General features: G+C 64.1%; 23 protein-coding genes. 12 read left to right on the top strand and 11 right to left on the bottom strand.

From position 1 onward, the window contains the following. Nucleotides 1-132: 132 nt before the first annotated feature. Genes moaB through F4U94_RS05335 form a run of 3 tightly spaced genes read right to left on the bottom strand, consistent with a single transcriptional unit; the run spans nt 133 to nt 3166 of the window. Nucleotides 133-660 carry a molybdenum cofactor biosynthesis protein B gene (gene moaB, locus F4U94_RS05345; RefSeq protein WP_120250068.1) on the bottom strand — a complete coding sequence of 176 codons (528 nt, stop codon included), beginning with the start codon at nt 658-660 and terminating at the stop codon, nt 133-135. Further along, nucleotides 660-2441, bottom strand: coding sequence for a lytic transglycosylase domain-containing protein (locus tag F4U94_RS05340; RefSeq protein WP_120250069.1), 1782 nt, complete (start codon nt 2439-2441; stop codon nt 660-662). The genes moaB and F4U94_RS05340 overlap by 1 nt, the downstream gene beginning before the upstream one ends. Next, nucleotides 2438-3166, bottom strand: coding sequence for a uracil-DNA glycosylase family protein (locus F4U94_RS05335; RefSeq protein WP_150411873.1), 729 nt, complete (start codon nt 3164-3166; stop codon nt 2438-2440). The genes F4U94_RS05340 and F4U94_RS05335 overlap by 4 nt, the downstream gene beginning before the upstream one ends. Nucleotides 3167-3297: 131 nt before the next feature. On the opposite strand from F4U94_RS05335, the gene F4U94_RS05330 reads away from it, so the two are divergent. The 7 genes from F4U94_RS05330 (at nt 3298) to F4U94_RS05300 (ending at nt 11128) form a co-directional block, all read left to right on the top strand. Continuing rightward, nucleotides 3298-4950 carry an electron transfer flavoprotein-ubiquinone oxidoreductase gene (locus F4U94_RS05330; RefSeq protein WP_120250070.1) on the top strand — a complete coding sequence of 551 codons (1653 nt, stop codon included), beginning with the start codon at nt 3298-3300 and terminating at the stop codon, nt 4948-4950. Nucleotides 4951-5044: 94 nt separating this feature from the next. Then, complete coding sequence (locus tag F4U94_RS05325) at nt 5045-6592, top strand: tetratricopeptide repeat protein (protein ID WP_170271909.1); 1548 nt, start codon at nt 5045-5047, stop codon at nt 6590-6592. Further along, nucleotides 6579-7472, top strand: coding sequence for a 4-(cytidine 5'-diphospho)-2-C-methyl-D-erythritol kinase (locus F4U94_RS05320; RefSeq protein WP_120250072.1), 894 nt, complete (start codon nt 6579-6581; stop codon nt 7470-7472). Before F4U94_RS05325 ends, F4U94_RS05320 begins: the two co-directional genes overlap by 14 nt. Then, nucleotides 7469-8185 (top strand): N-formylglutamate amidohydrolase, encoded by a 717-nt coding sequence (locus F4U94_RS05315; protein ID WP_120250073.1) that lies wholly within the window; start codon nt 7469-7471, stop codon nt 8183-8185. The genes F4U94_RS05320 and F4U94_RS05315 overlap by 4 nt, the downstream gene beginning before the upstream one ends. After that, nucleotides 8182-8565: a hypothetical protein gene (locus tag F4U94_RS05310; protein WP_232015943.1), complete on the top strand. Its 384-nt coding sequence runs from the start codon at nt 8182-8184 to the stop codon at nt 8563-8565. Before F4U94_RS05315 ends, F4U94_RS05310 begins: the two co-directional genes overlap by 4 nt. Next, nucleotides 8562-9926: an NAD(P)H-hydrate dehydratase gene (locus F4U94_RS05305; protein WP_232015944.1), complete on the top strand. Its 1365-nt coding sequence runs from the start codon at nt 8562-8564 to the stop codon at nt 9924-9926. Before F4U94_RS05310 ends, F4U94_RS05305 begins: the two co-directional genes overlap by 4 nt. After that, on the top strand, nt 9923-11128 hold the full coding sequence (locus F4U94_RS05300) for a class I SAM-dependent RNA methyltransferase (RefSeq protein WP_120250074.1): 1206 nt from the start codon (nt 9923-9925) through the stop codon (nt 11126-11128). Before F4U94_RS05305 ends, F4U94_RS05300 begins: the two co-directional genes overlap by 4 nt. 72 nt (nt 11129-11200) lie before the next feature. Here F4U94_RS05300 and F4U94_RS05295 read toward each other — a convergent pair whose 3' ends face one another. From F4U94_RS05295 to F4U94_RS05285, 3 genes are all read right to left on the bottom strand, one after another. Continuing rightward, nucleotides 11201-12400 (bottom strand): type III PLP-dependent enzyme, encoded by a 1200-nt coding sequence (locus F4U94_RS05295; RefSeq protein ID WP_120250075.1) that lies wholly within the window; start codon nt 12398-12400, stop codon nt 11201-11203. A gap of 247 nt (nt 12401-12647) precedes the next feature. Beyond that, nucleotides 12648-13820: a carboxynorspermidine decarboxylase gene (locus F4U94_RS05290; RefSeq protein WP_120250076.1), complete on the bottom strand. Its 1173-nt coding sequence runs from the start codon at nt 13818-13820 to the stop codon at nt 12648-12650. A gap of 133 nt (nt 13821-13953) precedes the next feature. Then, a complete protein-coding gene (locus tag F4U94_RS05285; RefSeq protein WP_120250077.1) occupies nt 13954-15159 on the bottom strand; it encodes a saccharopine dehydrogenase family protein in 1206 nt (401 codons plus the stop codon). Nucleotides 15160-15221: 62 nt separating this feature from the next. Between F4U94_RS05285 and F4U94_RS05280 the strand changes: the two genes are divergently transcribed. Continuing rightward, nucleotides 15222-16232, top strand: coding sequence for a hypothetical protein (locus F4U94_RS05280; RefSeq protein ID WP_120250078.1), 1011 nt, complete (start codon nt 15222-15224; stop codon nt 16230-16232). 145 nt (nt 16233-16377) lie between these two features. Here the strand turns inward: F4U94_RS05280 and F4U94_RS05275 are convergent, their stop codons facing one another. From F4U94_RS05275 to F4U94_RS05265, 3 genes are read right to left on the bottom strand one after another with little or no spacing between them, the layout of a single operon-like run. Next, nucleotides 16378-16725 carry a GFA family protein gene (locus F4U94_RS05275; RefSeq protein WP_120250079.1) on the bottom strand — a complete coding sequence of 116 codons (348 nt, stop codon included), beginning with the start codon at nt 16723-16725 and terminating at the stop codon, nt 16378-16380. A gap of 29 nt (nt 16726-16754) precedes the next feature. Then, nucleotides 16755-18338, bottom strand: coding sequence for a cisplatin damage response ATP-dependent DNA ligase (locus tag F4U94_RS05270; RefSeq protein WP_120250080.1), 1584 nt, complete (start codon nt 18336-18338; stop codon nt 16755-16757). Between the two features lie 44 nt (nt 18339-18382). Further along, entirely contained in the window at nt 18383-19375 is a 993-nt protein-coding gene (locus tag F4U94_RS05265; RefSeq protein ID WP_120250081.1) for a ligase-associated DNA damage response exonuclease, read from the bottom strand. A 131-nt stretch (nt 19376-19506) separates the two neighbouring features. On the opposite strand from F4U94_RS05265, the gene F4U94_RS05260 reads away from it, so the two are divergent. The 3 genes from F4U94_RS05260 to F4U94_RS05250 all read left to right on the top strand — a co-directional run bounded on the left by F4U94_RS05260 (nt 19507) and on the right by F4U94_RS05250 (nt 21797). Then, nucleotides 19507-20724, top strand: coding sequence for a BtaA family protein (locus F4U94_RS05260; protein WP_120250082.1), 1218 nt, complete (start codon nt 19507-19509; stop codon nt 20722-20724). After that, complete coding sequence (locus F4U94_RS05255; RefSeq protein ID WP_120250083.1) at nt 20724-21368, top strand: class I SAM-dependent methyltransferase; 645 nt, start codon at nt 20724-20726, stop codon at nt 21366-21368. Before F4U94_RS05260 ends, F4U94_RS05255 begins: the two co-directional genes overlap by 1 nt. A gap of 144 nt (nt 21369-21512) precedes the next feature. Beyond that, complete coding sequence (locus F4U94_RS05250) at nt 21513-21797, top strand: GIY-YIG nuclease family protein (protein WP_120250084.1); 285 nt, start codon at nt 21513-21515, stop codon at nt 21795-21797. An 81-nt stretch (nt 21798-21878) separates the two neighbouring features. On the opposite strand, the gene hemA is transcribed toward F4U94_RS05250, so the two are convergent. After that, nucleotides 21879-23105, bottom strand: a complete 1227-nt coding sequence (gene hemA, locus F4U94_RS05245) for a 5-aminolevulinate synthase (protein ID WP_120252057.1) — start codon at nt 23103-23105, stop codon at nt 21879-21881. A gap of 178 nt (nt 23106-23283) precedes the next feature. Next, on the bottom strand, nt 23284-24087 hold the full coding sequence (gene murI, locus F4U94_RS05240; RefSeq protein ID WP_120250085.1) for a glutamate racemase: 804 nt from the start codon (nt 24085-24087) through the stop codon (nt 23284-23286). Between the two features lie 100 nt (nt 24088-24187). Between murI and F4U94_RS05235 the strand changes: the two genes are divergently transcribed. Continuing rightward, the gene (locus F4U94_RS05235) at nt 24188-24730 is read left to right on the top strand and encodes a sugar O-acetyltransferase (RefSeq protein WP_197716447.1); all 543 of its coding nucleotides are present in this window, start codon (nt 24188-24190) and stop codon (nt 24728-24730) included. Nucleotides 24731-24801 lie beyond the last annotated feature (71 nt).

Raw genomic sequence — 24801 nt, 5'->3', positions numbered from 1 at the left:
TCCAGTTATTAATTTGTTAGCTAACTAATTCAATGATGGCATTAAAATCGACCTTATGAAATATCCTTCGATACGCCATTTCGACTTCGCTCAACGGCTACTCAGGACGAACGGGACAATGCTATTATAGCCTTATCGCTCGGTCAGGCGGGGCATGAGTTCCACGAAATTGCAGGGGCGGAAACGGCTGTCCAACTGGGTGATCAGGATGCCGTCCCACGCGTCCTTCACGGCGCCAGTCGATCCGGGCAGCGCGAAGATGTAGGTGCCGCGCGCGACACAAGCGGTGGCGCGGGACTGGATGGTGGAGGTGCCGATGCTCTGGAAACTCAGCCAGCGGAACAGTTCGCCGAAACCGGGGATTTCCTTGTCCTGCACCTGGGCCAAGGCTTCGGGCGTGACGTCGCGGCCGGTGACGCCAGTGCCGCCGGTGGTGAGAATGACGTCGATGTCCGGATCGTCGATCCAGTCGTGGAGGCGCGCGACGATGGCGGATTTGTCGTCGCGCTCGATATAGCGGGCGGCCAGAATGTGCCCCGCGCTTTCCAGCCGTTCGACCAGCGTGTCGCCGGAGCGATCCTCGGCCAGGCCGCGCGTATCCGACACGGTCAGCACGGCGATGCGAACCGGAATGAAAGTCCGGCTCTCGTCGATCGGCATCAGTCCGAGCCGCCGCCCATGGAACTGCGACCGTCGGCTTTGCTGAGGCGTACCAGCTTCACCCCCTTGGCATTGGGGAAGGTCGGCCACATGCCCTGCGCCATGCCGGTCAGGCAATCGGCGCTGCCCTTCGCCTGGATCTGATACATCCAGTAGTTGCGCATGACGATGTTCACATAAGCGCGGGTTTCATAATAAGGCAGCGATTCCATGAAGAGCAGCGGATCGCCCTTGTCATGGACCTGCGTGTTCCAGCGATCGACCGGCAGCGGGCCGGCGTTGTACGCGGCCATCACCTTAGGCAGCAGGCCGCCGGTCGCGCTCATGTCGCGCAGCGATTCCAGATAGCGCTGGCCATATTCCATGTTGGTCGACGGCACGAACAATTGCGCCGCGTTGGTGAGGCCGACATCGCCCGCCGTGCCGGGACGCACCTGCATCAGGCCGCGCGCACCCGCGCTGCTGACGACGTCGGAGCGGAAGCCGGATTCCTGTAACGTATGGGCGTAGATGAGCGAGGGATCGACGCGCCAGCCACCATCGGGGCGCCAGTCGGGCGCGGGGAAGCGGGCGAAGCTGTCGGGCTGTTTGCCGGCGGGACCATTATGGGCGAGCCAGAGCTGGGTGGCGGGCAGGTTCAGCGCGCTGGCGAGGCGGAGCAGGGCATCATATTGATCGCTGCCGCCGATCTTCGCCTGATATCGGATGAGTTCGTCAGCCCGGCCATTGTCGCCGATCGCGGACAGGGCGATGGCGGCGCGGGCATTGGGGCTGCTCTTGAGCTTCTGCCATTCCAGAGCGCCGAAGCGGCTGCCGACCGGCGCGCCGCCCAAGGGCAGGCCAAGCGATTCGCGGGCGAGCAAGCCGTAGAAGGTTTCGTCGGAGCGGGCGGCCTGCTTCAGATAAGTGGCGACCTTTTCCGCTTCGCCGCAGACCATATAGGCGCGCGAGGCCCAATAGGCGCCGGCCGATCGCATGTCGGCGTCACCCGCCAAAGCGGCGACATTGGCAAAGGCGGGGGCGGCGGCGCGGCAATCATTCTGGCGCCATGCTGCAAGGCCCGTGGTCCAGTGCGCCTGTACGGTCCAATCGCCGCCGGTGCGGGTTTCCAGCGCGCGCGCGGCCATGCGGCGGGCGTTGGTATCGTCATTTTCGATATAATAGGCCCAGGCGACGCGCTGGCGCACTTCGGTCAGGCCTTCATTGGTCAGGCCCGCTTCGCCGGTACCCAGCAGCCCTTCGGCACCGATCGGATCGTCATTCTTGACATAGGTCTGGATCTGGCCGGCGAGCGCCTGCGCGGCGACGTCAGCCTTTACGGCGGCGACATATTGACGGCGAGGGGCAGCGCCTAGCCATACCATCTTCTGGATCTGCGGCAGGGTGGGCAGGATGGTCGCGCCGCGCCGTTGCGCCAGACGGGAAAGCTGATCGGCCTTGGGCAGCCAGGCGGCCTTGTTGATGAGGTCGAGCAGGTCGAACAGTTCGACCTTGGGCGAACCCTTGGCCAGATAGAGTTCGGACAGGGCCAGCGGACGAACGGCGTCCTGGCTGTCCAGCGTGGCGATCATCGCCGTCGCATCGGTCCAGTGCTGAGACTGGATCGCGGTGAAGATGGCACGATAACGGGCCTTGTCGCCGTCGCTCAATTGGAGGGGGGAGGCGTCGGCGGAAAGGGTCGTCGGCAGGACCGGGGTGGTTTCGGCCTTGACAGGCAGCGTGGCGGCAAGGCCCATCGCGATAAGGGCAAGGCGGGATATTTGGGTCGCGGCGCGAATCACGGACGGGCTTCCTCGATCAGGCTTTGTAATATGCGCCAACATTCCGCCTTGGCCGCGAGCTGGGTCAGCAGCAGCCGGGGGTGGAATGTGGCAATGGCGGGCACAATGCCGCCATCATGGTTAAAGTCGTGTAAACCGCCGACCGCCGCGCCGTTACCGGTCGGGAGCAACGCACGGATCGTCCGATCGCCCAGCAACAACAGGCGCCGGGGCTGGGCCAACGCGACATGGGTGCGCATCCGCTCGGCGGCGGCGGCGAGATCCGATGCCTCCACCATGCCGCCGGGGGGGCGAGCGGTAAAAAGAGAGGCGAGGTGGATGACACCACGGTCGAGGCCGATGGCGCGCAACATCGCGTCGAACAGCAGGCCGGCGCGATCGGCCAGCAGGCGGCCTTCGGAAAGGTCGGCGGGATCGGGCAGGTCGGTGACGACCATCAGCGCGGCCTGCGCTTTGCCGACCGGCGCGATCTGTGTGCCGGACCAGCGCCGTTCGGGCTGCGCGGGATCCGTGGCAAGCCAATCAAGGAACGATTCGAGCGTTCGGGGCTTATCCACCACAGAGGCTGAAAAAACGGCTTCATTCGCGGCCGCAGGGCGCGCCGGCGCCGGACGCAACCAATTGACGGGCGCTTCCGTTACGGCACCGTCCACACCGGCCAGTTGCCACCATGCCAGATAGGCATCGGCGCAAACTGCCGCATCATCCTGCAATAAACCCCGCATCACAATCAGCTAGGGCCAGAGGTTGACGATCGGGTCAAGGTGCTTCATCGCCTTGGGTGGTAAACTGTTGGACTAATGCGGCGATCGGAAAAGACGGGGTGCAGCCCGCCGACGTCGACATGGAGGGATGAATGAGCGAACGGGAATCGATGCCCTATGACATCGTCATCGTCGGTGGAGGGCCGGCGGGACTGTCAGCGGCGATCAGGCTGAAGCAACTGGCGGACAAGGCCGGTCAGGAACTGGCCGTGTGCGTGCTGGAAAAGGGGTCGGAAATCGGCGCCCATATCCTGTCCGGCGCGGTGATCGATCCCAGGGCGCTCGACGAATTGCTGCCGGAATGGCGGGAGCAGGGCTGTTCGTTGGCGGACGTGCCGGTGACGGACAACCAGCATTGGTTCCTGACCAAGACCGGCAAGATCGCGATGCCGCACATCATGACGCCGGGATGGATGCACAATAAGGGCACCTATACCGGATCGCTGGGCAACCTTTGCCGCTGGCTCGCGGAACAGGCCGAGGGGCTGGGCGTCGAAATTTTCCCCGGCTTCGCGGCGGCGGAAATCCTCTATAATGAGGATGGCAGCGTTAAGGGTGTGGCCACCGGCGACATGGGCATCGACCGGGAAGGCAATCGCAAGGGCGATTATCAGCCGGGCCTGGAACTGCATGCCAAATATACCTTCTTCGCCGAAGGCGCGCGCGGCCACCTGACCAAGATATTGAAGCGCCAGTTCGCGCTGGACGCGGACAGCGAGCCGCAGGTCTATGGCCTGGGCATGAAGGAATTGTGGGATATCGACCCCGCCAAGCATCAGCCGGGGCTGGTGATCCATTCGCAGGGCTGGCCGCTGACGGACGCCTATGGCGGCGGGTTCCTCTATCATCAGGCCAATGGGCAGGTGGCGTTGGGCTTCGTCGTCGGGCTGGGATACCGCAACCCGCACCTCTATCCGTTCGAAGAGTTCCAGCGCTGGAAGCAGCATCCTGAAATTCGCAAGTTTCTGGAGGGCGGGCGCCGCGTTTCCTACGGCGCGCGGGCGATCAACGAGGGCGGCTGGCAGTCCATTCCCAAGCTGGTCTTCCCCGGCGGCGCACTGATCGGTTGTTCGGCGGGCTTCGTCAACGTGCCGCGGATCAAGGGCACGCATACGGCGATGAAGTCGGGCATGCTGGCGGCCGAGGCGGCGTTCGAGGCGATCCAGAATGAGCGCGCTCGCGACGTGCTGGACGATTATGAACTGCGCCTGCGCTCCAGCTGGATCGCGACCGAATTGCAGCTGGTGAAGAATGCCGAGCCGCTGCTCAGCAAGTTCGGCGGCACGATCGGCACGGTGCTGGCGGGCATCGACATGTGGATGCGTACGCTCAAGATCGGCCTGCCCTTCACGATGAAGCACAAGCCGGACAATGAGAAGATCTGGCCCAAGGACTCCTGCGCGAAGATCGACTATCCCAAGCCCGATGGGGTGGTGAGTTTCGATCGTCTGTCGTCCGTCTTCCTGTCGAACACCAATCATGAGGAAGACCAGCCGGTCCATTTGCAGCTGAAGGATCCCACGATCCCGATCAGCTACAATCTGCCCCTTTATGACGAACCGGCGCAACGCTACTGCCCCGCCGGCGTCTATGAAGTGGTCGGTCAGGAAGAGGGGCTTGCCCGTTTCCAGATCAACGCGCAGAATTGCGTCCATTGCAAGACGTGCGACATCAAGGATCCGACCCAGAATATCAATTGGGTCGTCCCGGAAGGTGGCGGAGGGCCGAACTATCCCAATATGTAAGCGCCTGATCCTTTTGTCCCTATTGGCGACCCCGGCCGTTGCCGGGGCGTCGGTCGAACCTGACGGTGCGCTCCATTCTTATGTGCGGGCGCGCATGGCGGATGGCGATGGCGCGCTGACGCTGGCGGTGGCCAGCTATCGCGAGGCGCTGAAGCAGGATCCGGCGCGGATCGAGATTGCGCGCCGGTCTTATGCCCAGGCGATGGAGAGCGGCGATCGGTTGCTGGCGCGGCAGTCGGCAGCGCTGCTGGATGCGGCGGGCGCTTTGCCGCGCGACGGCACACTGTTGCGGATCGGCGATGCGCTGACGGTCAAGGATTGGGCCGGCGCCCGGACGATGACCGACCGAATGGTGGAGGAAGGCAATTTCGCCTTTCTGGCGCCGATCATCCGCAGCTGGATTTCGCTGGGCGAAGGCCAATATGCGCCGCCGGTGATCGACGGCAAGGACCGGTTCGCAGCGCTGGGGCTGCGCTATGCCGACGAACATATCGCGTTTCAGGCGCTGGCTCGGCGCGATCTGGCGGTGGCGATGCCGGCGGCCCGCAAGGCGTTGGCGATACGTAGCGGCGATGGAGCCACGTTACGGCTGGCCCTGGCCGGGCAGTTGGCGGCGCGCGGTGCCCGGACGGAGGCGCTGATGCTGCTGCCGGTCGGCGGCGCCAATTTCGCGCGGGCGCGCGCGGATATCGAAAAGGGTAAGTTGCCCAAGGCGTTGCGTAGCGCGGCGACGCCGGCGCAGGGTTTTGCCCGGCTGTTGTCGCGACTGGCGGTCGATGTGTCATCCGATGCGAGCGCATCGCCCCTTGGCCTGAGGCTGGCTCGGATCGCGACCTTTGCCGATCCCGATGGCGCCGACGTCCATTTGGTCGCCGCGCGGCTGTTGACCGCGCAGGATCACGCGGCGGGCGGCGCAGCCGAAGCGGGCAAGGTGCCGGCGAGCGACTGGTATGGCGCGTTGGCGCAGGCGGAACTGATCGACGCTTTGGCGGCGGCCGGCGACATGGACGGCGCTTTGGCACTGGCACGGGCGCAGGCGGCGGAACCGGGCGCTGAGCCGGAGCGGCAGGTACGGCTGGGCCGGTTGCTGTCTCAGAAGCAGGATTTCGATGGCGCGGCGGCGGCCTTCCATGCGGCGCAGGCCGGCTTCGCCCCGGACCAGATGCCCTGGACATTGCTGCTGTTCGAGGGCAGCGCGCTGGAACAGGGCAAGAGATGGGATGAGGCGCGCGCCGTGCTGGAGCGGGCGGCGGCGATGGCGCCGAACGAGCCGGTGATCCTCAATTACCTCGGCTACGCGCAGATCGAGCGTCGGCAGAATGTTGAGGCGGCGCTGGCATTGCTGAAGAAGGCGAGCGCGCTGAAGCCGCAGGATGCCTCCATCACCGATTCGCTGGGTTGGGCGCAGTTCGTGACCGGCAATGTGCGTGAAGCCGTGCCGGTGCTGGAGCGGGCGGCGGCGGCGGCCCCTACCGACAGCACGATCAACGAGCATCTTGGCGATGCGCTGTGGGTGGCGGGGCGCCGCTATGAAGCGCGCTATGCCTGGGCCGCCGCGTCCGTTTTTGCCGAGGGCGATGTCGCGGAACGGCTGGCGGCGAAGCGCAAAGAGGGGATGAAGCCCGAATATGCCGCACCCTGATACGGCACCCGACGCGAATGCGTCGATCAAACCCGCTACCGAGATCGCTTATGCCAAGGTCAATGTCGCGCTGCATGTGCGGGCGCGGCGCGACGATGGCTATCATGCACTGGAAAGCCTGTTCGTCTTTGCCGATCATGGCGACGATCTGAGCGGGATCGCGACGGATGATGGGGCGATCGACCTGACGATCGACGGTCCGTTCGGCAGGGCGCTGGATGCGGGCGCGGACAATCTGGTGGTGCGGGCGGCTCGGGCGTTGCAGAGCTTTCTGGGCGAGCAGCGTGGAGCGGCGATCCGGTTGACGAAGAATTTGCCGGTGGCGTCCGGCATTGGCGGTGGATCGGCGGATGCTGCCGCGACCTTGCGGCTGCTGGTACGATTGTGGGAGGTGCGGATCGATGCGGCGGAACTGGCCGGACTGGCGCTGGACCTTGGGTCAGATGTGCCCGCCTGCGTCGCGAGCGTGACGCAGATGGTGAAAGGGCGCGGCGAGCATCTGACGCGCCATGCGGTCGTGGGGCTGGAAGGGCTGCCGATGCTGTTGGTCAATCCGGGTGTCGGGGTATCGACCGCGCAGGTCTTTGCCGGTTGGGATCGGGTCGATCGCGGGACGCTCGACGCCGACAGTCTGGACGCGCTGTGCGCGGATGGCCGCAACGATCTGGAGGCGCCTGCGCTGGCCGTGGCGCCGGTGATTGGCGATGTGCTGGCCATGCTGGCGGCGCAAAAGGATGTGCTGCTGGCGCGCATGTCTGGATCGGGCGCGACCTGCTTCGCATTGTTTCGCAACGATATGGCAATGGCGATGGCCGCGCGGGCAGTGGCAGACGCGCATGGAGATTGGTGGACGATGGAAACGCGGATCAAATGTGCATGACGCAAGCCTATGAGCAGATTGACGGCGGCGGCCTGGACCTGCTGATCGTCGCGGACCATGCGTCCGCCCATGTGCCGGCGGATATCGACCTGGGGATCGACCCGGCGTTGCTGCATGAGCATATTGCGGTCGATATCGGCGTGGCGGCGGTCAGCCGGTCGCTGGCCAAACAACTCGGTGCGACGGCGATATTGGGTGGCGTGTCGCGGCTGGTGATCGACCTCAATCGCGAAGAGGATGCGCCCGGCCTGTTGCCGGTGATGAGCGACGGCCATGCGATCCCCGGCAATCGCCACGCCGACCTGAACGACCGGATGATGCGCTTTCATCACCCCTATCATCATCGGGTGGCGCAATTGCTGGACGCGATGACCTCTCCCTTCATCCTGTCGGTGCATAGTTTTACGCCCAAATTGGCGAGCGACCCGGATCAACAGCGGCCATGGGATATCGGCGTGCTGTATAATCAGGATGATCGCGCGGCGCGCATCGCGATCCCATTGCTGGAAGCGGCGGGGCTGAAGGTCGGCGATCAGCTGCCCTATGCCGGGACATTGCTCAACGCGACGATGAACCGCCATGCGGAGGCCAATGGCATCCCCTATCTGGGCGTGGAGATGCGGCAGGATCTGGTCGGTGATGCAGAGGGTCAGGCGCGTTTTGCGGCGATATTGGGACCGGTGGCGCTGGCTTGCAGGAGTGCATTGGCATGAGGCGGATCGGCTGCGCGCTGGTGGTGCTGGCGGCTTTGGCTGGCTGTGGCGAGCAGGCGCCGTCATCGCCGCCCGATCAAGCTGGCGTGGCAGCAGAGGCCGGGCCGGTGGATGATGGCAAAGCGGATTGCGCGCTGGGCGGATCGCAGGAGTGGGCGCATGACTGTGTGGTCGAACGGGGTGGCAAGATGCTGACGCTGCGCCATCCCGACGGCGGGTTTCGGCGCTTTCATGTGCTGGACGACGGGCGCGGGCTGGAGGCGGCGGATGGCGCGGAGGCGGCGAAGCTGACGATATTGGACGACAAGCGGATCGAGGTCGTGGCCGGGGGTGACCGCTATCGACTGCCGGCGCAGATCGGTGCGGCTGACGGAAAGTGAAGGGCGGGCCGATCCTGACGGCGGCGCAGATGCGCGCGGCGGAACAGGCGGCCTTCGATACCGGCGTCGATGATTATGGATTGATGGAGACGGCCGGCGCGGCGGCGGCAGAGATTATCTGGCGCGCGGGGCATCGACGCGATGCGCTGATATTGTGCGGGCCGGGCAATAATGGCGGCGACGGTTTTGTGATCGGGCGGCTGCTGCGCGACCGGGGCGTGGCGGTGCGGATCGCGGCGTTGGGGGATAGCCGTACCGCTTCTAGCCGGCGCGCGCGGGCCGCGTGGGATGGGCCAGTCGAGGATGTTATGACCGCCGCGCCGGCGGGGCAATTGATCGATGCGCTGTTCGGCACCGGGCTGACGCGCGGACTGGATGAAGCGATGGCGGCACGGCTGTGCCAGCTGAGCGAAGCGGCGACGATCAGCCATGCGATCGACCTGCCGAGCGGGGTGGATAGCGATAGCGGCGCCTTGCTTTCGGTTGTGCCGCGCTTTGATATCTGCGTCGCCCTGGGCGCGTACAAGCCCGCCCATCTGTTGCAGCCGGCGGCGGCGCATATGGGGCGACTGGTGCTGGCGGACATCGGGATCGCTGTGCCGACCGAAGTGCATCATTTGGGCGCACCTGCATTGTGCGCGCCGGGAGCGAATGCCCATAAATATACGCGCGGATTGGTAGCCGTGGTGGCCGGTGAGATGGTGGGCGCCGCCTGCCTGTCGGCCGAAGCGGCCGCGCGATCGGGTGCAGGCTATGTACGATTGATCGCCGACGTGGCGGTTCCGGTACTGAGCCATGCGATCGTGCGGAGCGCCTCGCTGGATTTGGATCGCGCCAAGGCGGTGCTGGTTGGGCCTGGATTGGGGCGTGATGATGCAGCCTGGGACAGACTTGCCGTTGTGACCAAGGCAGGCGGGCCGTTCGTCGCCGATGCTGACGCCCTTTGGCTGTTTGCAGAAAAGGGTTTTGGCGATCTGTCGCGACCGGCCATCATGACGCCGCATGAGGGCGAGTTTAACCGGCTTTTCGGGGATCTGCCGGGCAGCAAGATCGATCGGGCGCTGGCGGCGGCGCGGTCGTGCGGATCGGTGGTGGTCTATAAGGGCGCGGATAGCGTGGTCGCTGCGCCCGATGGCAGGGCGGCGGTGGCGAGCGGTGCGTCGCCCTGGCTTTCGACGGCGGGCACCGGCGATGTGCTGGCGGGACTGGCGGCCGGACGGCTGGCGGTGACCGGCGATCCGTTCCGCGCGGCCTGCGAGGCGGTATGGCTGCATGGCGATGCAGCGCGGCGGGCTGGGCCGGCTTTCGTCGCGGATGATTTGCTTGCCACGCTGCCAGCGGCTATCGCCGCGCGATTGTGATAGATTATGATCCAGATAGCATCATCCGCATCGCCGCCAAGGGCGACGGCATCACGGCCGACGGCCGCCATTTCCCGCGGACCGCGCCGGGCGACCGGATAGCGTCGGACGGCAGCATCGTCTTCGGCGTGCATCATGTCGAGCCGCCCTGCCGCCATTTCCCGGCCTGTGGCGGGTGCCAGGTCCAGCAGCTGGATGAGGAAAGCTACGCCGATTTCGTGACGGGGCGGGTCGTGGGGGCGCTGGCGGGGCAGGGTTTGACGCCGAATACCGTGCTGCCGCCCCATATCTCCCCACCTATGACGCGGCGGCGCGCGTCGTTGCGCGCGGCGCGGGCCGGCAATCGCGTCACCATCGGCTTTGCCGAAGAGGGCAGCCACAAGCTGATCGACCTGGATATGTGTTCGGTGTTGGACCCGGCGCTGTTTGCGCTGCTGATACCGCTGCGCGGGCTGCTGGGGACGATCCTGCCGGACAAGCGCGCGGCGCATGTGCGCATGTCGCTCACCGACCAGGGCGTCGACCTGCTGCTGGAGGGGGTGAAGGTGCAGGGGCTTAGCGCGGACGAAGGGCTGGGCGATTTTGCGCGGCGTCATGCGTTGGCGCGCCTGACCATCGACGAGGGGGACGGGCCGCAAACGCGCTGGGAGCCGGAGGCGGTGACAGTCAGTTTCGGTGGCGTCTCGGTCGGCTTTCCCCCCTTCTCCTTCCTGCAAGCCACGCCCGATGGCGAGGCGGCGCTGGTCGGCGCGGTGCGCGATGCACTGCCGGAAACGGGCGCGATCGCAGACCTGTTCGCCGGGCTTGGTACATTCGCACTGGCGCTGGGCGAGGGCCGCCCGGTTTATGCAGGGGAAGGCGCCCGCGATGCGATATTGGCGCTCAAGCAGGCCGGTGCGCGAGTGCAGCGGCGAATGGTGGCGGATCATCGCGACCTGTTCCGCCGGCCGCTAACGCCACAGGAATTGAACCGCTTTGCCGCCGTGATACTCGATCCGCCGCGTGCGGGTGCGAAGGAGCAGGTGCTGCAACTGGCGGCGTCCACCGTGCCGACGATCGCCTATGTGTCGTGCAATCCAGCAAGCTTCGCGCGCGATGCGGTGCATCTGACGACGGCGGGCTATCGATTGGAAAGCGTCAAGCCCGTGGGGCAATTCCGCTGGACCACCCATGTCGAACTGGTGGGTATTTTTCGCAGATAAGAAAAATCCCTCGCCGCTTGGGGGGAAGCGGCGAGGGATGGCTATCCTCTCCTGAAGAAAGCTGTCGCCAGCTTAGCCCAGTTTGATGACGTTCGCGCGACGGCGGGCCGGCACGACTTCGGTGTAGAGGCTTGCCATCGGCTCATCCTCCACCTCGATCGTGGCTTCCGACGTGAAGCCGTTGAAGCCGGTGCGCATCGCCGCGCCATAAGCGCCGAGCATGCCGATTTCGATATAGTCGCCGACCTTCACGTCCGACGGGAGCATGAAGGGACCAACCATATGGTCCATGTCGTCGCAGGTCGGGCCGTAGAAGGAGAAACCGGTCAGTTCCTCTTCGCTTTCGTCTTCGCGCAGCAGAGCCACAGGAAAACGCCAGCCGATATGCGCAGCATCGAACAACGCGCCATAGGCACCGTCGGTGATGTACAGTTCGCTGCCACGGCGGCGTTCGACGCGCACGATGATCGAGCTATATTCAGCCGAGAGCGCACGGCCGGGTTCGCACCACAGTTCCGACGAATAGCTGACCGGCAGGCTTTCGAAGCCACGGTGGATCGCCTCAAAGTAATTTTCGAGCGCGACCGGTTCCATGCCCGGATAGATGGACGGGAAGCCGCCGCCGACATCGATGATATCGACCGTAACGGCTGCGTCCACGATCGCGGCGCGTACGCGCTCGATCGCATCGCTGTAGGCCTGCGGGCTCATCGCCTGGCTGCCGACATGGAAGCAGATGCCGAGCGCATCGGCGGCCTGACGGGTAGCCATCAGCAGTTCGCGGGTTTCGCCCAGTTCGGCGCCGAATTTGGACGCGAGGCTGAGTTCCGAATGTTCGGACGAAACGCGCAGACGAACGCACAATTCCAGATCGGTCGCATCGCCGGTGGCGCGCATGATCTTTTCCAACTCGTCGATCGTGTCGAGCGAGAAGGTGCGCACGCCATAGTCATGGTAGGCCTGTGCAATCGCTTCCTCGGCCTTGACCGGGTGCATGAAGCACAGCTTGACGCCTTCCTCACCAGCCAGCGTCTCGGCGACCAAGCGCACTTCGGCGATCGAGGCCACGTCGAAATGCGTGATGCCCGATGCGAACAGCGTGCGGATCAGATCGGGAGACGGGTTCGCCTTGACCGCATAGAGCGAGCGACCCGGAAACTTCTCCGTAAAGAAGCGGGCGGCCCGAGCGGCGGCTTCGGGGCGAATCAGCGTTACCGGTGCTGCCGGTTTGAGGGCGGTTGCTACCCCCAGCGCGCTAGGATGCTTGTGCAATTCAAGGGACCTCCAGTGTAGTTCAGGGCGAAAAGCTGCCTTGCGGTGGAAGTCCCATGGGGCAGCGGACGGTCCGTATATGCGGCAGTGTCCCCCCTGTAAAGCGCGCATCTCAAATTTGTTGCGCGCCCTGCCATGAACCGTGCCGAAGCTTGGGCGAGGTGTTGAAAAGAAAGGAAATTTCCGTCGGGCGGAAGATGCTTTCCGCCCGATTAACGCACGCCATCAGGCGTCCGACCGATCAAAATCAGGATAGCCGAGTCTTAAAATCGTCATATGAAAAGGACCGGATTTCCGTGAGTTGATCGGATTCGGAATTCCAGAGCCAGATGGACGGTAAAGGCACGCCGTTGAAGGTGTTGGTCTTCACCATCGAATAATGGGCCTGATCGAGAAAGGCGATGCGCGCGCCGGGCTCCGCGCCGCCCGGGACGCGATAATCGCCGATGATATCACCGGCGAGGCAGGATGGGCCACCGAGCCGGGTCACGGCGCCTTCCTCCGGCTCATGCAGCATGGCGGGGCGATAGGGGGCCTCGATCACGTCGGGCATGTGGCAGGTGGCGCTGATATCGGTGATGGCGACCGGCATGCCATTGTCGATGACGTCGAGAATTTCGCCGATCAATATGCCGGCGTCCAGCGCCATCGCCTCGCCCGGCTCGATATAGAGGGTGAGGCCGGTCTGCGCCTTGATCCGCTGGAGGAAGGCGACGAGGTCGTCGACCTGATAATCGGCGCGAGTGACATGGTGGCCGCCGCCGAAATTGAGCCATTTCAGGCCCCCGACATGGGGCATGACATAAGGTTCGATCGCTGCCCAGGTGCGCTCGAGCGGGCCAAGATCCTGTTCGCACAGATTGTGGACATGCAGGCCGTCCACGCCGACCAGATGCTCCGCACGTAACTGGTCGATCGGGAAGCCGAGGCGGCTATGCGGTTGCGACGGGTCATATTTGGGCACTTCCCCCTCCGGATTGAGGGGGTTGAGGCGCAGGCCGATGTCGAAGACGCGACCGTCGGCGCGGGCGGCGTCGATCACGGGCTTGAGGCGCGCGATCTGGCCGGGGCTGTTGAAGATGACATGGTCGGAAATCTTGAGGATTTCGGCCAGGTCCGCAGGCTTGTAGGCGGCGCAATAGGTGGCGACTTCGCCCTTATACTCCTCGCGGCCGAGGCGCGCTTCATAGATGCCCGATGCGCAGACGCCGTCGAGATATTCGCCCAGCACCCCGCCGAGCGACCACATGGAAAAGGCCTTGAGCGCGCCCAGCACCTTGATGCCCGCGCGGTCGCCTATGTCGCGCAGGACGGCGAGGTTGCGGCGCACCGCGGCCTCATCCACCACGAAGGCGGGGGATGGGACGCGGTACAGGTCGAAATGGGCAAAGGCGGCGGGATCGCCGGCGCGGGTTTCCATGGGTCGTTCCACTCCAGATGCTCCACCGTCGCCCCGGACCTGATCCGGGGTCCCGCTGCCTTAGCAACGGTGGAGAAGAAGCGGGACCCCGGCTCAAGGCCGGGGTGACGTTCATTCGTGCGGCAAGGCCGAATTAGAAAGCCAGCGGCGCGTCCAGTTCCTTCACCTGCCAGGGCAGGCCGTGCTTGTTCAGCATGTCCATGAAGGGATCGGGGTCGAACTGTTCGATGTTGAACACGCCGTCACCCTTCCACGCGCCGGTCAGCATCATGGCCGCGCCGATCATCGCCGGGACGCCGGTGGTGTAGCTGACCGCCTGATTGCCGGTTTCGGCATAGGCGTCTTCATGGTCGCAGACCTGATAGATATAGACGGTCTTGTCCTGACCATCCTTCTGACCCGTGGCGATATCGCCGATATTGGTCTTGCCCTTGGTGGTCGAACCCAGGCTCGACGGTTCGGGCAGCACGGCCTTCAGGAACTGCAGCGGGATGATTTCCTGCCCGTTATAGATAACCGGGTCGATGCGGGTCATGCCGACATTCTGGAGAACCTCCAGATGCTTCAGGTACGCGTCGCCGAAGGTCATCCAGAAGCGGATGCGCTGGATTTCGGGATAGTGGGTGGCGAGGCTTTCCAGCTCCTCATGATACATGAGGTACATGTTCTTTTCGCCGACCTGATCGAAGTCGAACACCTGCTTGTGGCTGAGGGCCGGGCCTTCGACCCATGCGCCGTTCGCCCAGTGACGCGAGGGCGCGGTCACTTCGCGGATGTTGATTTCCGGGTTGAAGTTGGTGGCGAAATGCTGGCCATGGTCGCCGCCATTGCAATCCAGAATGTCGAGCGTGTCGATCCGGTCGAGCAGATGCTTCTTGATATAGGAGGCGAAGACGCTGGTGACGCCGGGGTCGAAGCCCGAACCCAGCAGCGCCATGATGCCCGCTTCCTTGAAGCGGTCCTGATAGGCCCATTGCCAGCTATATTCGAACTTGGCGGTGTCGCGCGGTTCGTAATTGGCGGTGTCGAGATAGTCGGTCTTGGTCGCGAGGCACGCGTCCATGATCGCCAGATCCTGATAGGGAAGGGCGAGGTTCACGACCAGCTTAGGCTGCACCTTTTCGATCAGCGCGATCGTCTCTTCGACATTGTCGGCATCGACCTGTGCCACGTCGATGGTGACGCCGGTGCGTGCCTTGACCGATTCGGCCACTTTTTCGCAGCTGATGAGGCGGCGGCTGGCGAGCGTAATATGGCTGAAAATATCAGCGTTCATGGCCATCTTGTGGACTGCGACGGAACCGACGCCGCCTGCGCCGATGACAAGAACCTTGCTCACTAATATTGCTCCATGGCTATGGTCGCGCCGGTCGCGCGAAAGCGCCCATATAGGAGGCTCGAATGACAGCGCAAAGTCAGAGTTGGTTTGGTTTCAAAAAGCCGCTGCTGGCGGGGTTGGCCTTGGCGGCGATGCTGGGCGCTGGGCCGAGCGCTTTCGCCGCCGATGCGACGCCCAGGGCGCAGGCCACGAAGGGCGAGGTGAAGCTGACCTTCGCGCCGCCACTGGACCAGCCGATGCGCTACGAAGTATCGACGCTGCGCAGCCGGGGTGGGCAGGAACAGCAAGGGATCGTGGAGCAGGTGATGCGCTTTCGCCGGGATGGCGAGGGCTATGTGCTGCGCATCGAACTGATGAAGGGGACACTGCCGGGGCTGACCGAGTTCAGCCTGTCGGTCGGCGATCCCAAGATGCCGCCATCGCTGCGCCCGTTCATGGAACCGATGGAATATGATGTCGGTGCCGATGGCGAAGTGCTGCGGATGCGGGACTGGGATGCGCTGAAGGGCAAGATCGGCGCGGGCATGAAGGATATGGTTGCGCTGATCGAACCGGACGAGGCGAAACGCGCGCCGGCCGCTGCGATGATCGAGAAGATGGCGGCGGGGTTCCAGCAACTGTCACCCGAGCAGGCGGCGCAGCTGTTCCTGAAACCCTGGGCGACCTTTCTGGGGCTGGGGCGCAATCCGCGTGAGCCGGGCGAATGGTATGAGGCGGACATCGAACTGGACACCGGCATCTTTCCGATGCCGCTGCCCGCGACCAGCCGCATGCGCCTGACGCGCCCGGCGGCGGCGTTCCATTGGGAACAGCATACCCAGATGGACCCGAAAGCCGCGGGCGAGGCGATCACATCCTATCTGGAGACGATGATCCGCGCGAGTGGCGACAAGGCGCCCGAGGGCAAGATCGCGGAAATGCGCAAGGCGCTGGGCGACATCAGGATCAACGATGTGCTGGAGGCGGATATCGATCCGGCGACCGGCATGGTGATCGAGGGGAGCTATATAAGGTCGATCGAGGCCGGCGGGCAAAAGGGTGGCAATGGCGCGCGGGTGAAGCGGTTGGATTGAGGGAGGAAGGGGGCGACGATGAATTTGCCGTCATGCCGGGGTCGCTCCATGACCCCGCCTCTTCTTTCAAGCCTGATGTTAAAAAGCATCGGGCGCAGCGTGTTCGTTTTTTAGAAATTCAGCTGCTTTGAACGCATAACGCTCCCTAAAAGCGCGCTCCGTCCACCTTCTGGATTGTCAGGGCGTCGATATCGACCGAGGGCACGCAGCGCAGGTTTATGGCGCGCATGTCGCCTTGGGGGGATTTGCCGAGTGCAAAGGCTTCCGTGCCGCAGCTCCTGCAGAATTGATGCGTAATGGCGTGCTTGTAGAAGAGATAGTCGGTGAGGTGATCCGCTCCGCTTTCCAGCGTGAACTGGTCCGTCGGCACGAAGGCCAGGACGAAGCCCTTGCGGCTGCAATGAGAGCAGTTGCAGCTCATGGCCTCGGTCGGGGCATCGGCCGCGACGCTGAACGTCACCGCGCCACAGTGACAGCTTCCTTCATAGGCCATATCCGTTCTCCCTTTGATCCCATCATGCGTCAGCTGACCAGTTTCTTCAAGCCCGCCACCGTATCGGCCTCCGCTGCTGGCTTGTCCTTGCGAATGCGGGCGATGCGGGGAAAGCGCATGGCGAGGCCGGATTTATGGCGCTTGCTGTCGTGGATGCTGTCGAAGGCGACTTCCAGCACCAGCGTCTTTTCCACTTCGCGTACCGGCCCGAAGCGGGCGACCGTATTCTGGCGGACGAAGCGGTCCAGCCATTTCAGTTCCTCGTCGGTGAAACCGCTATAGGCCTTGCCCACCGGCAGCAATTCGCCATCCTCCGTCCAGCAGCCGAACGTATAATCCGAATAGAAGGAGGAGCGTTTGCCATGACCGCGCTGGGCATACATCATCACGCAGTCGGCGGTCAGCGGATCGCGTTTCCATTTATACCAGAGTGCCGCCTTGCGCCCGGCGACATAGGGGCTGTCGCGGCGCTTGAGCATGACGCCCTCGATCGCGGCATCGCGCGCGCCGGCGCGGATGTCGGCGAGAGCCTCGAAATCGGGGGCGTCGATGACCGACGAAATGTCGAAGCGATCGGATGACAGCTGCGGCATATAGGCTTCCAGCCGGGCGCGGCGCTGTTCCCATGGCATAGCGCGCAGGTCTTCGTCGCCTTCGATCAACAGATCATAGAGGCGGACAAAGGCGGGATAGTCGGCCATCATCTTTGCGGTGACGGATTTGCGGCCGAGGCGTTGTTGCAGGGCGTTGAAGCTGGCCGCCTCTCCCCCCTGCATGTCGCCACGCACGAGCAGTTCGCCGTCCAGGACGGCATGGCCGGCGAAGGCCTCCGCAATTTCGGGGAAACTGCCGCTGATATCGTCGCCTGCGCGGCTGTAGAGGCGGGTTTCGGTGCCGGTGCCGACGATCTGGATACGGATGCCGTCCCATTTCCATTCGGCGGCATAGTCTTGGAGATCGACGCTGTCGGCCTCCAGCGGGTGGGCCAGCATGAAGGGGCGGAAATAGGGCGTGCCTTCGGGATCCGGGCGGGCGGTGCGACCTTCCGCCCAGTCGAACAGGGCCGCGTAGGGCGGCGACAAAGCGTGCCAGACCTGTTCGACATCATCAACGTCGAGGTCAAAAGCCTGCGCGAAACCAGTCTTGGCCAAGCGGGCGGATATGCCGACGCGCAAGCCCCCGGTCGCGAGTTTCAGCAGCGCGAAACGGCCGGAGGAGTCCAGATGATCCATCATCTGCGCCAGCATATCCGGCGCGGCGGCGCGGCTGACGCCATGAAGGCGGTCTATGACAGCAGACAGGCTGAGCGAGCCATCGTCCAGTTCGGCCGGCTGATCCTCCCGTTTGGGCCAGAGCAGGGCGACGGTTTCGGCGAGATCGCCGACATAGTCGCGGGACATTTCATAAAGTATCGGATCGGTGCGGGCGCGGATCATGTCGCCGATGGCGGAGGATTTCACCGCCTTCAGGTCCAGATTGCCGGTCAGCGCCGCCAGTGCCCAGCCCCGGTCGGGATCGGGCGCGGCGCGCATATAGGCGGCGATCAGACCCAGCTTGGCATTGCGGGACCGGGTGTAGACGAGGGCGTCGAGCAGTTGGGAAAAGGCGCGCATGCCCTAGTTCCGTTCGCTTCGAACGGCGGTCGTCAACTTATCCATCACCCTTCATCCTCATCTTCGCGGCCGACCAGCGCCAGTGCGCGGGCACGGATCTGATGGGTCATGCACCAATGGAGCAGCGCTTCTTCCCGGCCGTGGGTGATCCAGGTTTCGGTCGGTGCGACTTCGCGGATGGTGTCGGTCAGTTCGTCCCAGTCGGCATGATCGGATATGACCAGCGGCAGTTCTACATTCTTCTGCCGCGCGCGCTGTCGTACCCGCATCCAGCCGGACGCCATGGCGGTGATGGGGTCCGGCAGACGGCGGCTCCAGCGATCGTTGAGGGCGGAGGGGGGGGAGACGATGATGTGTCCGCGCATATCCTTGGCCGCAACGCCGGTTGCAGGGCGCAGTTCGCCCATGTCGATGCCGAAATCCTCATAAAGCGCGCACATGCGTTCCATCGCGCCGTGAATATAGATGGGGTCACGATGACCCCGCGCGCGCAGTTCGCAGATGACCCGCTGCGCCTTCCCCAGCGCATAGGCCCCGACCAGCACGCAGCGATCCGGATTGGCGTGGAGCGCGACCAGCAGCCGGTCCATTTCGCTGCCCGTATCTGGATGGCGGAAGACAGGCAGGCCGAACGTCGCTTCTGTCACGAAAATGTCGCAGGGCACCGGCTCGAAGGCTTTGCAGGTCGGGTCCGGGCGACGCTTGTAATCGCCAGTGACGACGACTCGCTCGCCGGCATGGTCCAGCACGATCTGCGCAGAGCCCAGCACATGGCCGGCGGGGACATAACGGATGGTCACGCCGCCCATGCGAACCTCCTCCCCATAATCGACCGCCGTGCCGCTGGCCGTGCCATAGCGCAGCGCCATGATCGCCAGCGTCTCGCGCGTGGCCCAGACATGGCCGTGGCCGCCGCGGGCATGATCGGCATGGCCGTGCGTCACCAGAGCCCGTTCCTGTGGCAGGGACGGGTCGATCCATGCATCGGCTGGGCGGACATAGATGCCGGTCGGGTGCGGTTCGATCCAATGGGCCATAGGTGCAGAAGATGGGATGAGGCGTCCGGGTTCCGCAAGGGGCGTCATCGTCGCGTCATCACTTGGTCATGCAGGCGACACGCCATTGCCCTATCGGCGGCCGAACGACACGGCAAAGTAGGATTGCAGCCATGACCGCAGCCGCCCATGATAAAATCACCAACGCGGTGCATCGCCATCGCCACCTGTCGAAGCAGGGCCTGTTGGAACGCGCCTTTACCTTCGCCTTTCGCGGCCTTGTCTATGCGCAGATATGGGAAGATCCGGCCGTCGATATGGAAGCGCTGGCGATTACGCCCGACAGCCATGTGGTGACGATCGCGTCGGGCGGCTGCAACGTCCTGTCCTATCTGACCGCCGATCCGGCGAAGATCACGGCGGTCGACCTCAATACCGCGCATATCGCACTCAACAAGCTGAAGCTGGCGGCGGCGCGGACGCTGCCCGATCATGCCGCCTTCCACCGTTTCTTCGCGCAGGCCGACAACAAGGCGAATGTAGCCGCCTATAAGAGCGTGGTCGCCCCGCATCTGGACGAAGCGACGCGGCGCTATTGGGAAGGGCGCGACCTGATCGGTCGCCGTCGCATCGGCGGTTTTGCGCGCGGCATCTACAAGCATGGACTGCTGGGTCGCTTCATCGGTGCGGCCCATCTGCTGGCGCGGGTGCATGGCATCAATCCCAAGCGGATGCTGGACGCGCGCAGCCGCGAGGAACAGGTCGAGATTTTCGAGCGCGAACTGGCGCCGATCTTCGACAAGGGGTTCGTGCGGTGGCTGACCAGCCAGCCGGCCTCGCTCTTTGGCCTGGGCATCCCGCCCGCGCAGTTCGAGGCGCTGGCGGGCGATGATCGGATGGACAATGTGCTGAAGGCGCGGCTGAAGAAGCTGGCCTGCGACTTCGACATGAAGGACAATTATTTCGCGGTACAGGCATTCGGCCGTGGCTATGCAGGGGGCGAGGGGCCGCTGCCGCCCTATTTGCAGGCGACGAACCATGATGCTGTGCGCGCGCGGGCCGAGCGGGTCGACGTGCGGCACATCAATTTCACCGACTTCCTCGCCAGCCAGCCGGATGCGTCGTGCGACCGCTACATCCTGCTCGACGCGCAGGATTGGATGGACGACGATCAGTTGAACGCGCTGTGGGCGCAGATCACGCGGACCGCGAAGCCGGGTGCGCGCGTGCTGTTCCGTACCGCCGGCGAACCCAGCATATTGCCGGGCCGGGTGGTCGATGATGTGCTGAACCGCTGGGAGTATCGAGCGGAAGCGTCGCTCGATTACACCGCGCGCGACCGGTCGGCCATTTATGGCGGCGTCCATCTCTATGTGCTGAAAGGCGCGTGATGAGCGGCCATAGCCAGTTGATGGACGGGGTCTATCGTTACCAGCGGCACTTTTACGACCTGACGCGCAAATATTATCTGCTGGGCCGCGACGGTCTGATCGCCGATCTGGACGTACCGGCCGGCGGCGCGGTGCTGGAGATTGGCTGTGGCACCGGGCGCAACCTGATCGCCGTGGGCAAGGCTTGGCCGCAGGCACGGCTCTGTGGCGTCGATATCAGCGAAGCGATGCTGGACACGGCGCGGGCGTCGGTGGCCAAAACAGGCATGGGCGACCGGGTGATGCTGGCGCAAGGCGATGCCTGCGGTTTCGATGCGCAGGCGCTCTTTGGCCGCGCGACGTTCGAGCGGGTGTTCATCAGCTATGCGCTGTCGATGATCCCGGAATGGGAAATGGCTCTGGCGCAGGCGGCGCGGTGCGTGGCGCCGGGCGGCAAACTGGAAATCGTCGACTTCGGGCAGCAGGAGGCTTTGCCTGCGCTGTGGAAGCGGGCGCTGTTCGGGTGGCTGGGCAAGTTTCACGTATCGCCGCGCCGGGAATTGGCGCCCGCGATCGAACGGCTGGCACAGGATATGGGTGGGTTCCCGCATAGCCGGACGCTCTATCGCGGCTATGCCGTGCGGGGTGGGTTGATCCGGGTTTGAGGTCTATCAGTTTGAAGAGGGCGACGGGAATGCGTCTGTCGCTATCATGGTTCCAGCTTATCGCTTCGCCAGGGAATCCGGCCAGAACCCACATCCGTTCGTCCTGAGCTTGTCGAAGGACGCGCTCCGCGGATAGAATGTGGCATGGCATTCCATGCTTATCTTCTTCGGTGCGGCGACGGGTCTTTTTACGCGGGCCATACAGAGGATTTGGAAACGCGCGTCGCTCAACATCAGCAAGGTTTGATCCCCGGATATATTATTGCGCGCAGGCCGGTGGTTCTGGTCTGGACAGAATCTCTCGGGACGCGGGATGAGGCACTGGCTGCTGAACGCAGGATCAAGGGATGGAGCCGCGCCAAGAAACAAGCCTTGATCGATGGCGATTGGGGGCGATTGAAATTGCTCGCTCGCAATCGGCAGGATTAATAAGGCTAGGTTAGAGCGCACCCTTCGACAGGCTCAGGACGAACGGAAGTTGGGCAGGGAAAGTCCAGCTCTCCCGCCAACTTACGCCGCCTGACGCGCCGTTTTTTCCAGTTCCAGACGATCCCAGATTTCCGCCAGCGCCGACACCAGGTCGCGCATCATCTCTTCGGTGTGTGCGGGGCCGGGGGTGAAGCGCAGGCGCTCCGTGCCGCGGGGGACCGTGGGGTAGTTGATCGGCTGCACATAGGCGCCATATTCAGCCAGCAAAATGTCGCTGATCCGCTTGGCCTTCACCGGGTCGCCCACCATGAGCGGCACGATATGCGTGACCGAGTCCATCACCGGCAGGCTGGCGTCGCGCATCAACTGCTTGAGCTTGGCGGCGGAGGCTTGCTGACCTTCACGCTCTTCGCTCGACGCCTTGAGGTGACGCACGCTCGCCAGAACGCCGGCGACCAGCACCGGAGACAGCGAGGTGGTGAAGATGAAGCCCGGCGCATAGCTGCGGATCACGTCGATGATCATCTGGTCGGCCGCGATATAGCCGCCCATGACACCGAACGCCTTGCCCAGCGTGCCTTCGATGATGGTCAGGCGGTCGGCGACATCGTCGCGTTCCGAAATGCCGCCGCCGCGCGCACCGTACATGCCCACGGCATGGACTTCGTCGAGATAGGTGAGGGCGTTATATTCGTCGGCGAGATCGCAGATCGCAGCGATGGGCGCGACGTCGCCGTCCATCGAATAGACGCTTTCGAAGGCGATCAGCTTGGGCGCTTCGGGGTCTTCGGCCGCCAGCAATTCACGCAGATGATCGACGTCATTGTGACGGAAGACGCGCTTTTCGCAGCCCGAATTGCGGATGCCCGCAATCATCGAGGCATGGTTCAGTTCGTCCGAGAAGATGATGCAGCCGGGCAGCAGCTTGGCGAGCGTGGAGAGAGTCGCTTCGTTCGAGACATAGCCCGAGGTGAAGAGCAGGGCGCCTTCCTTGCCATGCAGATCGGCCAGTTCGCCTTCCAGATCGATATGATAATGGGTGTTGCCGCCGATATTGCGGGTGCCGCCGGAGCCGGCGCCGACATCGTGCAGCGCTTCCTCCATGGCGGCGACGACCTTGGGATGCTGACCCATGGCGAGATAGTCGTTGGAACACCAGACGGTGATGGGCTTGGGCCCGTTATGGCCGTGGAAGCAGCGGGCGTTGGGATAGGCCCCGCGATTGCGCAGGATGTCGATGAACACGCGATAGCGACCTTCTTCATGGAGCCGGTCGATCGCCTGCGAAAAGATGTGCTTGTAGTTCACTACGCTTCTTCCCGTTTCATTCGCGCGCGTCATTTTTATCGCTGCGCCATCCTCTGCCGATGCCGCATTTAACCGCGCATTCCCGTCATTACCAGCGATAACCGCTCGCAACTTTAGGGGGAAATACCTATCAGACTGATCGAACCCTTTGGCCATTGGACAAAAGGCCCATGGCTTTTCAAAGCGCGTCGATGCGATCGAGACCATAGCTGGCGAGCGTCGGGCGTAAGGCTTCCTGCTTTTCATCGACACGGGTGAAGACCGCTATGCCGGGCGCTGGCGCGTCGGGCCAGGGCTGGCCTTGGGTCAGATATTGGATGCGCCGGGCGATGCCTTCGCCGCCATGGACGAAGCCCATGGGGTGGGGTGCGGCGGCGGCCAGTTCCTGTTCGACCAAAGGGAAATGGGTGCAGGCCAGCACGACCATGTCCATCCGGTCGCCGCCCGGCTGGTCGATGAGGCCATGGAGCGCATCGCGGGCGACCTGCGGGTCGAGCGGTTCGCCACGCAGCTTCGCTTCGGCCAGTTGCACCAGCGCAGCCGAGCCATGGCGCAGCACGGTACAGTCCGCGCCATGTTCGGCCGCGAGGCGATCGACATAGGGCTGGCGCACGGTGGCGTCGGTGCCGAGCACGCCGAAGACCCGGCTTTTGGAGAGCAGGGCGGCGGGTTTGATCGCCGGAACGGTGCCGACGACGGGTATATCGAGCGCGGCGCGGACATGCTGGAGCGCGATGGTGGACGCCGTGTTGCAGGCGATGACGGCGAGGCGCGGGCGATAGCGTTCCACCAGCCGGCCGAGAAGCGCGGGCACGCGCGCGGCGATTTCCGCCTCGCTCTTCGTACCATAGGGGAAGCCAGCACTGTCGGCGGCATAGACGATCCGGGCAGTGGGCAACGCCGCGCGGGCAGGGGCCAGGATGGATAGCCCCCCTACGCCGGAATCGAAGAAGAGGATGGGAGCGTCTGGTGCGACCGTCATGGCTGGCTGTGTCGCTTCATGGACGCGGAGTGTCAACGCCCTGCGCTTGCAAATGACCCGCCCGACTGCCACTTCGCCGATCCATATCAGGGAGATGATGATGGCCGAACGCAGCATGAAGCAGAAGATGATCGCGGGGGAACCCTATCATGCCAATGATGCGGAGATCATCGCGGACCAGCTAGCGGCTGCGGAATGGATGCAGCGGTTCAACGCGACCCTGCCACCCGAGCGGGAGGCGCTACTGCGCGAGCGGCTGGGCAAGCTGGGCGCGGGATCGACCATCAGGCCGCCTTTCCATTGCGATTATGGCTTCAATATCTTTCTGGGCGATGGCGTGTTCCTGAACTTCAACTGCGTCATCCTGGACGTGGTGGAAGTCACGATCGGCAATGGCACGCAGATCGGCACAGGCGTACAGATATTGACCGCCGACCATCCGCGCGATCCCGCGGCGCGCGCCACCGGGATCGAATGGGGCCGGCCGATCCGCATCGGGCGCAATGTGTGGATCGGAGGCGGGGCGATCATCCTGCCGGGCGTGTCCATTGGCGACGATGCGCTCATCGGTGCCGGTAGCGTCGTGACGCGCGAAGTGCCTGCGGGTGCAACGGTGGTCGGCAATCCGGCGCGGGTGCGTTAAGCGCATCCTAACCCCATTGCTCCGCGCGTCTGTCACGCTATGGTCGCGTGCAACATTTACTGGCGAATTGC

It is taken from the genome of Sphingobium limneticum (assembly GCF_008710155.1).
In the GTDB taxonomy this organism is placed as follows: Bacteria; Pseudomonadota; Alphaproteobacteria; order Sphingomonadales; family Sphingomonadaceae; genus Sphingobium; species Sphingobium limneticum.
This window is presented reverse-complemented; position numbering and strand designations above follow the sequence as displayed.

Bases quoted from the DNA above. Each gene is read 5' to 3' on its own strand.
- moaB (WP_120250068.1), bottom strand. From the start codon at position 660: ATGCCGATCGACGAGAGCCGGACTTTCATTCCGGTTCGCATCGCCGTG.
- F4U94_RS05335 (WP_150411873.1), bottom strand. From the start codon at position 3,166: ATGCGGGGTTTATTGCAGGATGATGCGGCAGTTTGCGCCGATGCCTAT.
- F4U94_RS05330 (WP_120250070.1), top strand. From the start codon at position 3,298: ATGAGCGAACGGGAATCGATGCCCTATGACATCGTCATCGTCGGTGGA.
- F4U94_RS05325 (WP_170271909.1), top strand. From the start codon at position 5,045: ATGGCGGATGGCGATGGCGCGCTGACGCTGGCGGTGGCCAGCTATCGC.
- F4U94_RS05320 (WP_120250072.1), top strand. From the start codon at position 6,579: ATGCCGCACCCTGATACGGCACCCGACGCGAATGCGTCGATCAAACCC.
- F4U94_RS05315 (WP_120250073.1), top strand. From the start codon at position 7,469: ATGACGCAAGCCTATGAGCAGATTGACGGCGGCGGCCTGGACCTGCTG.
- F4U94_RS05310 (WP_232015943.1), top strand. From the start codon at position 8,182: ATGAGGCGGATCGGCTGCGCGCTGGTGGTGCTGGCGGCTTTGGCTGGC.
- F4U94_RS05290 (WP_120250076.1), bottom strand. From the start codon at position 13,820: ATGGAAACCCGCGCCGGCGATCCCGCCGCCTTTGCCCATTTCGACCTG.
- F4U94_RS05280 (WP_120250078.1), top strand. From the start codon at position 15,222: ATGACAGCGCAAAGTCAGAGTTGGTTTGGTTTCAAAAAGCCGCTGCTG.
- F4U94_RS05275 (WP_120250079.1), bottom strand. From the start codon at position 16,725: ATGGCCTATGAAGGAAGCTGTCACTGTGGCGCGGTGACGTTCAGCGTC.
- F4U94_RS05270 (WP_120250080.1), bottom strand. From the start codon at position 18,338: ATGCGCGCCTTTTCCCAACTGCTCGACGCCCTCGTCTACACCCGGTCC.
- F4U94_RS05265 (WP_120250081.1), bottom strand. From the start codon at position 19,375: ATGGCCCATTGGATCGAACCGCACCCGACCGGCATCTATGTCCGCCCA.
- F4U94_RS05260 (WP_120250082.1), top strand. From the start codon at position 19,507: ATGACCGCAGCCGCCCATGATAAAATCACCAACGCGGTGCATCGCCAT.
- F4U94_RS05255 (WP_120250083.1), top strand. From the start codon at position 20,724: ATGAGCGGCCATAGCCAGTTGATGGACGGGGTCTATCGTTACCAGCGG.
- F4U94_RS05250 (WP_120250084.1), top strand. From the start codon at position 21,513: ATGGCATTCCATGCTTATCTTCTTCGGTGCGGCGACGGGTCTTTTTAC.
- murI (WP_120250085.1), bottom strand. From the start codon at position 24,087: ATGACGGTCGCACCAGACGCTCCCATCCTCTTCTTCGATTCCGGCGTA.
- F4U94_RS05235 (WP_197716447.1), top strand. From the start codon at position 24,188: ATGGCCGAACGCAGCATGAAGCAGAAGATGATCGCGGGGGAACCCTAT.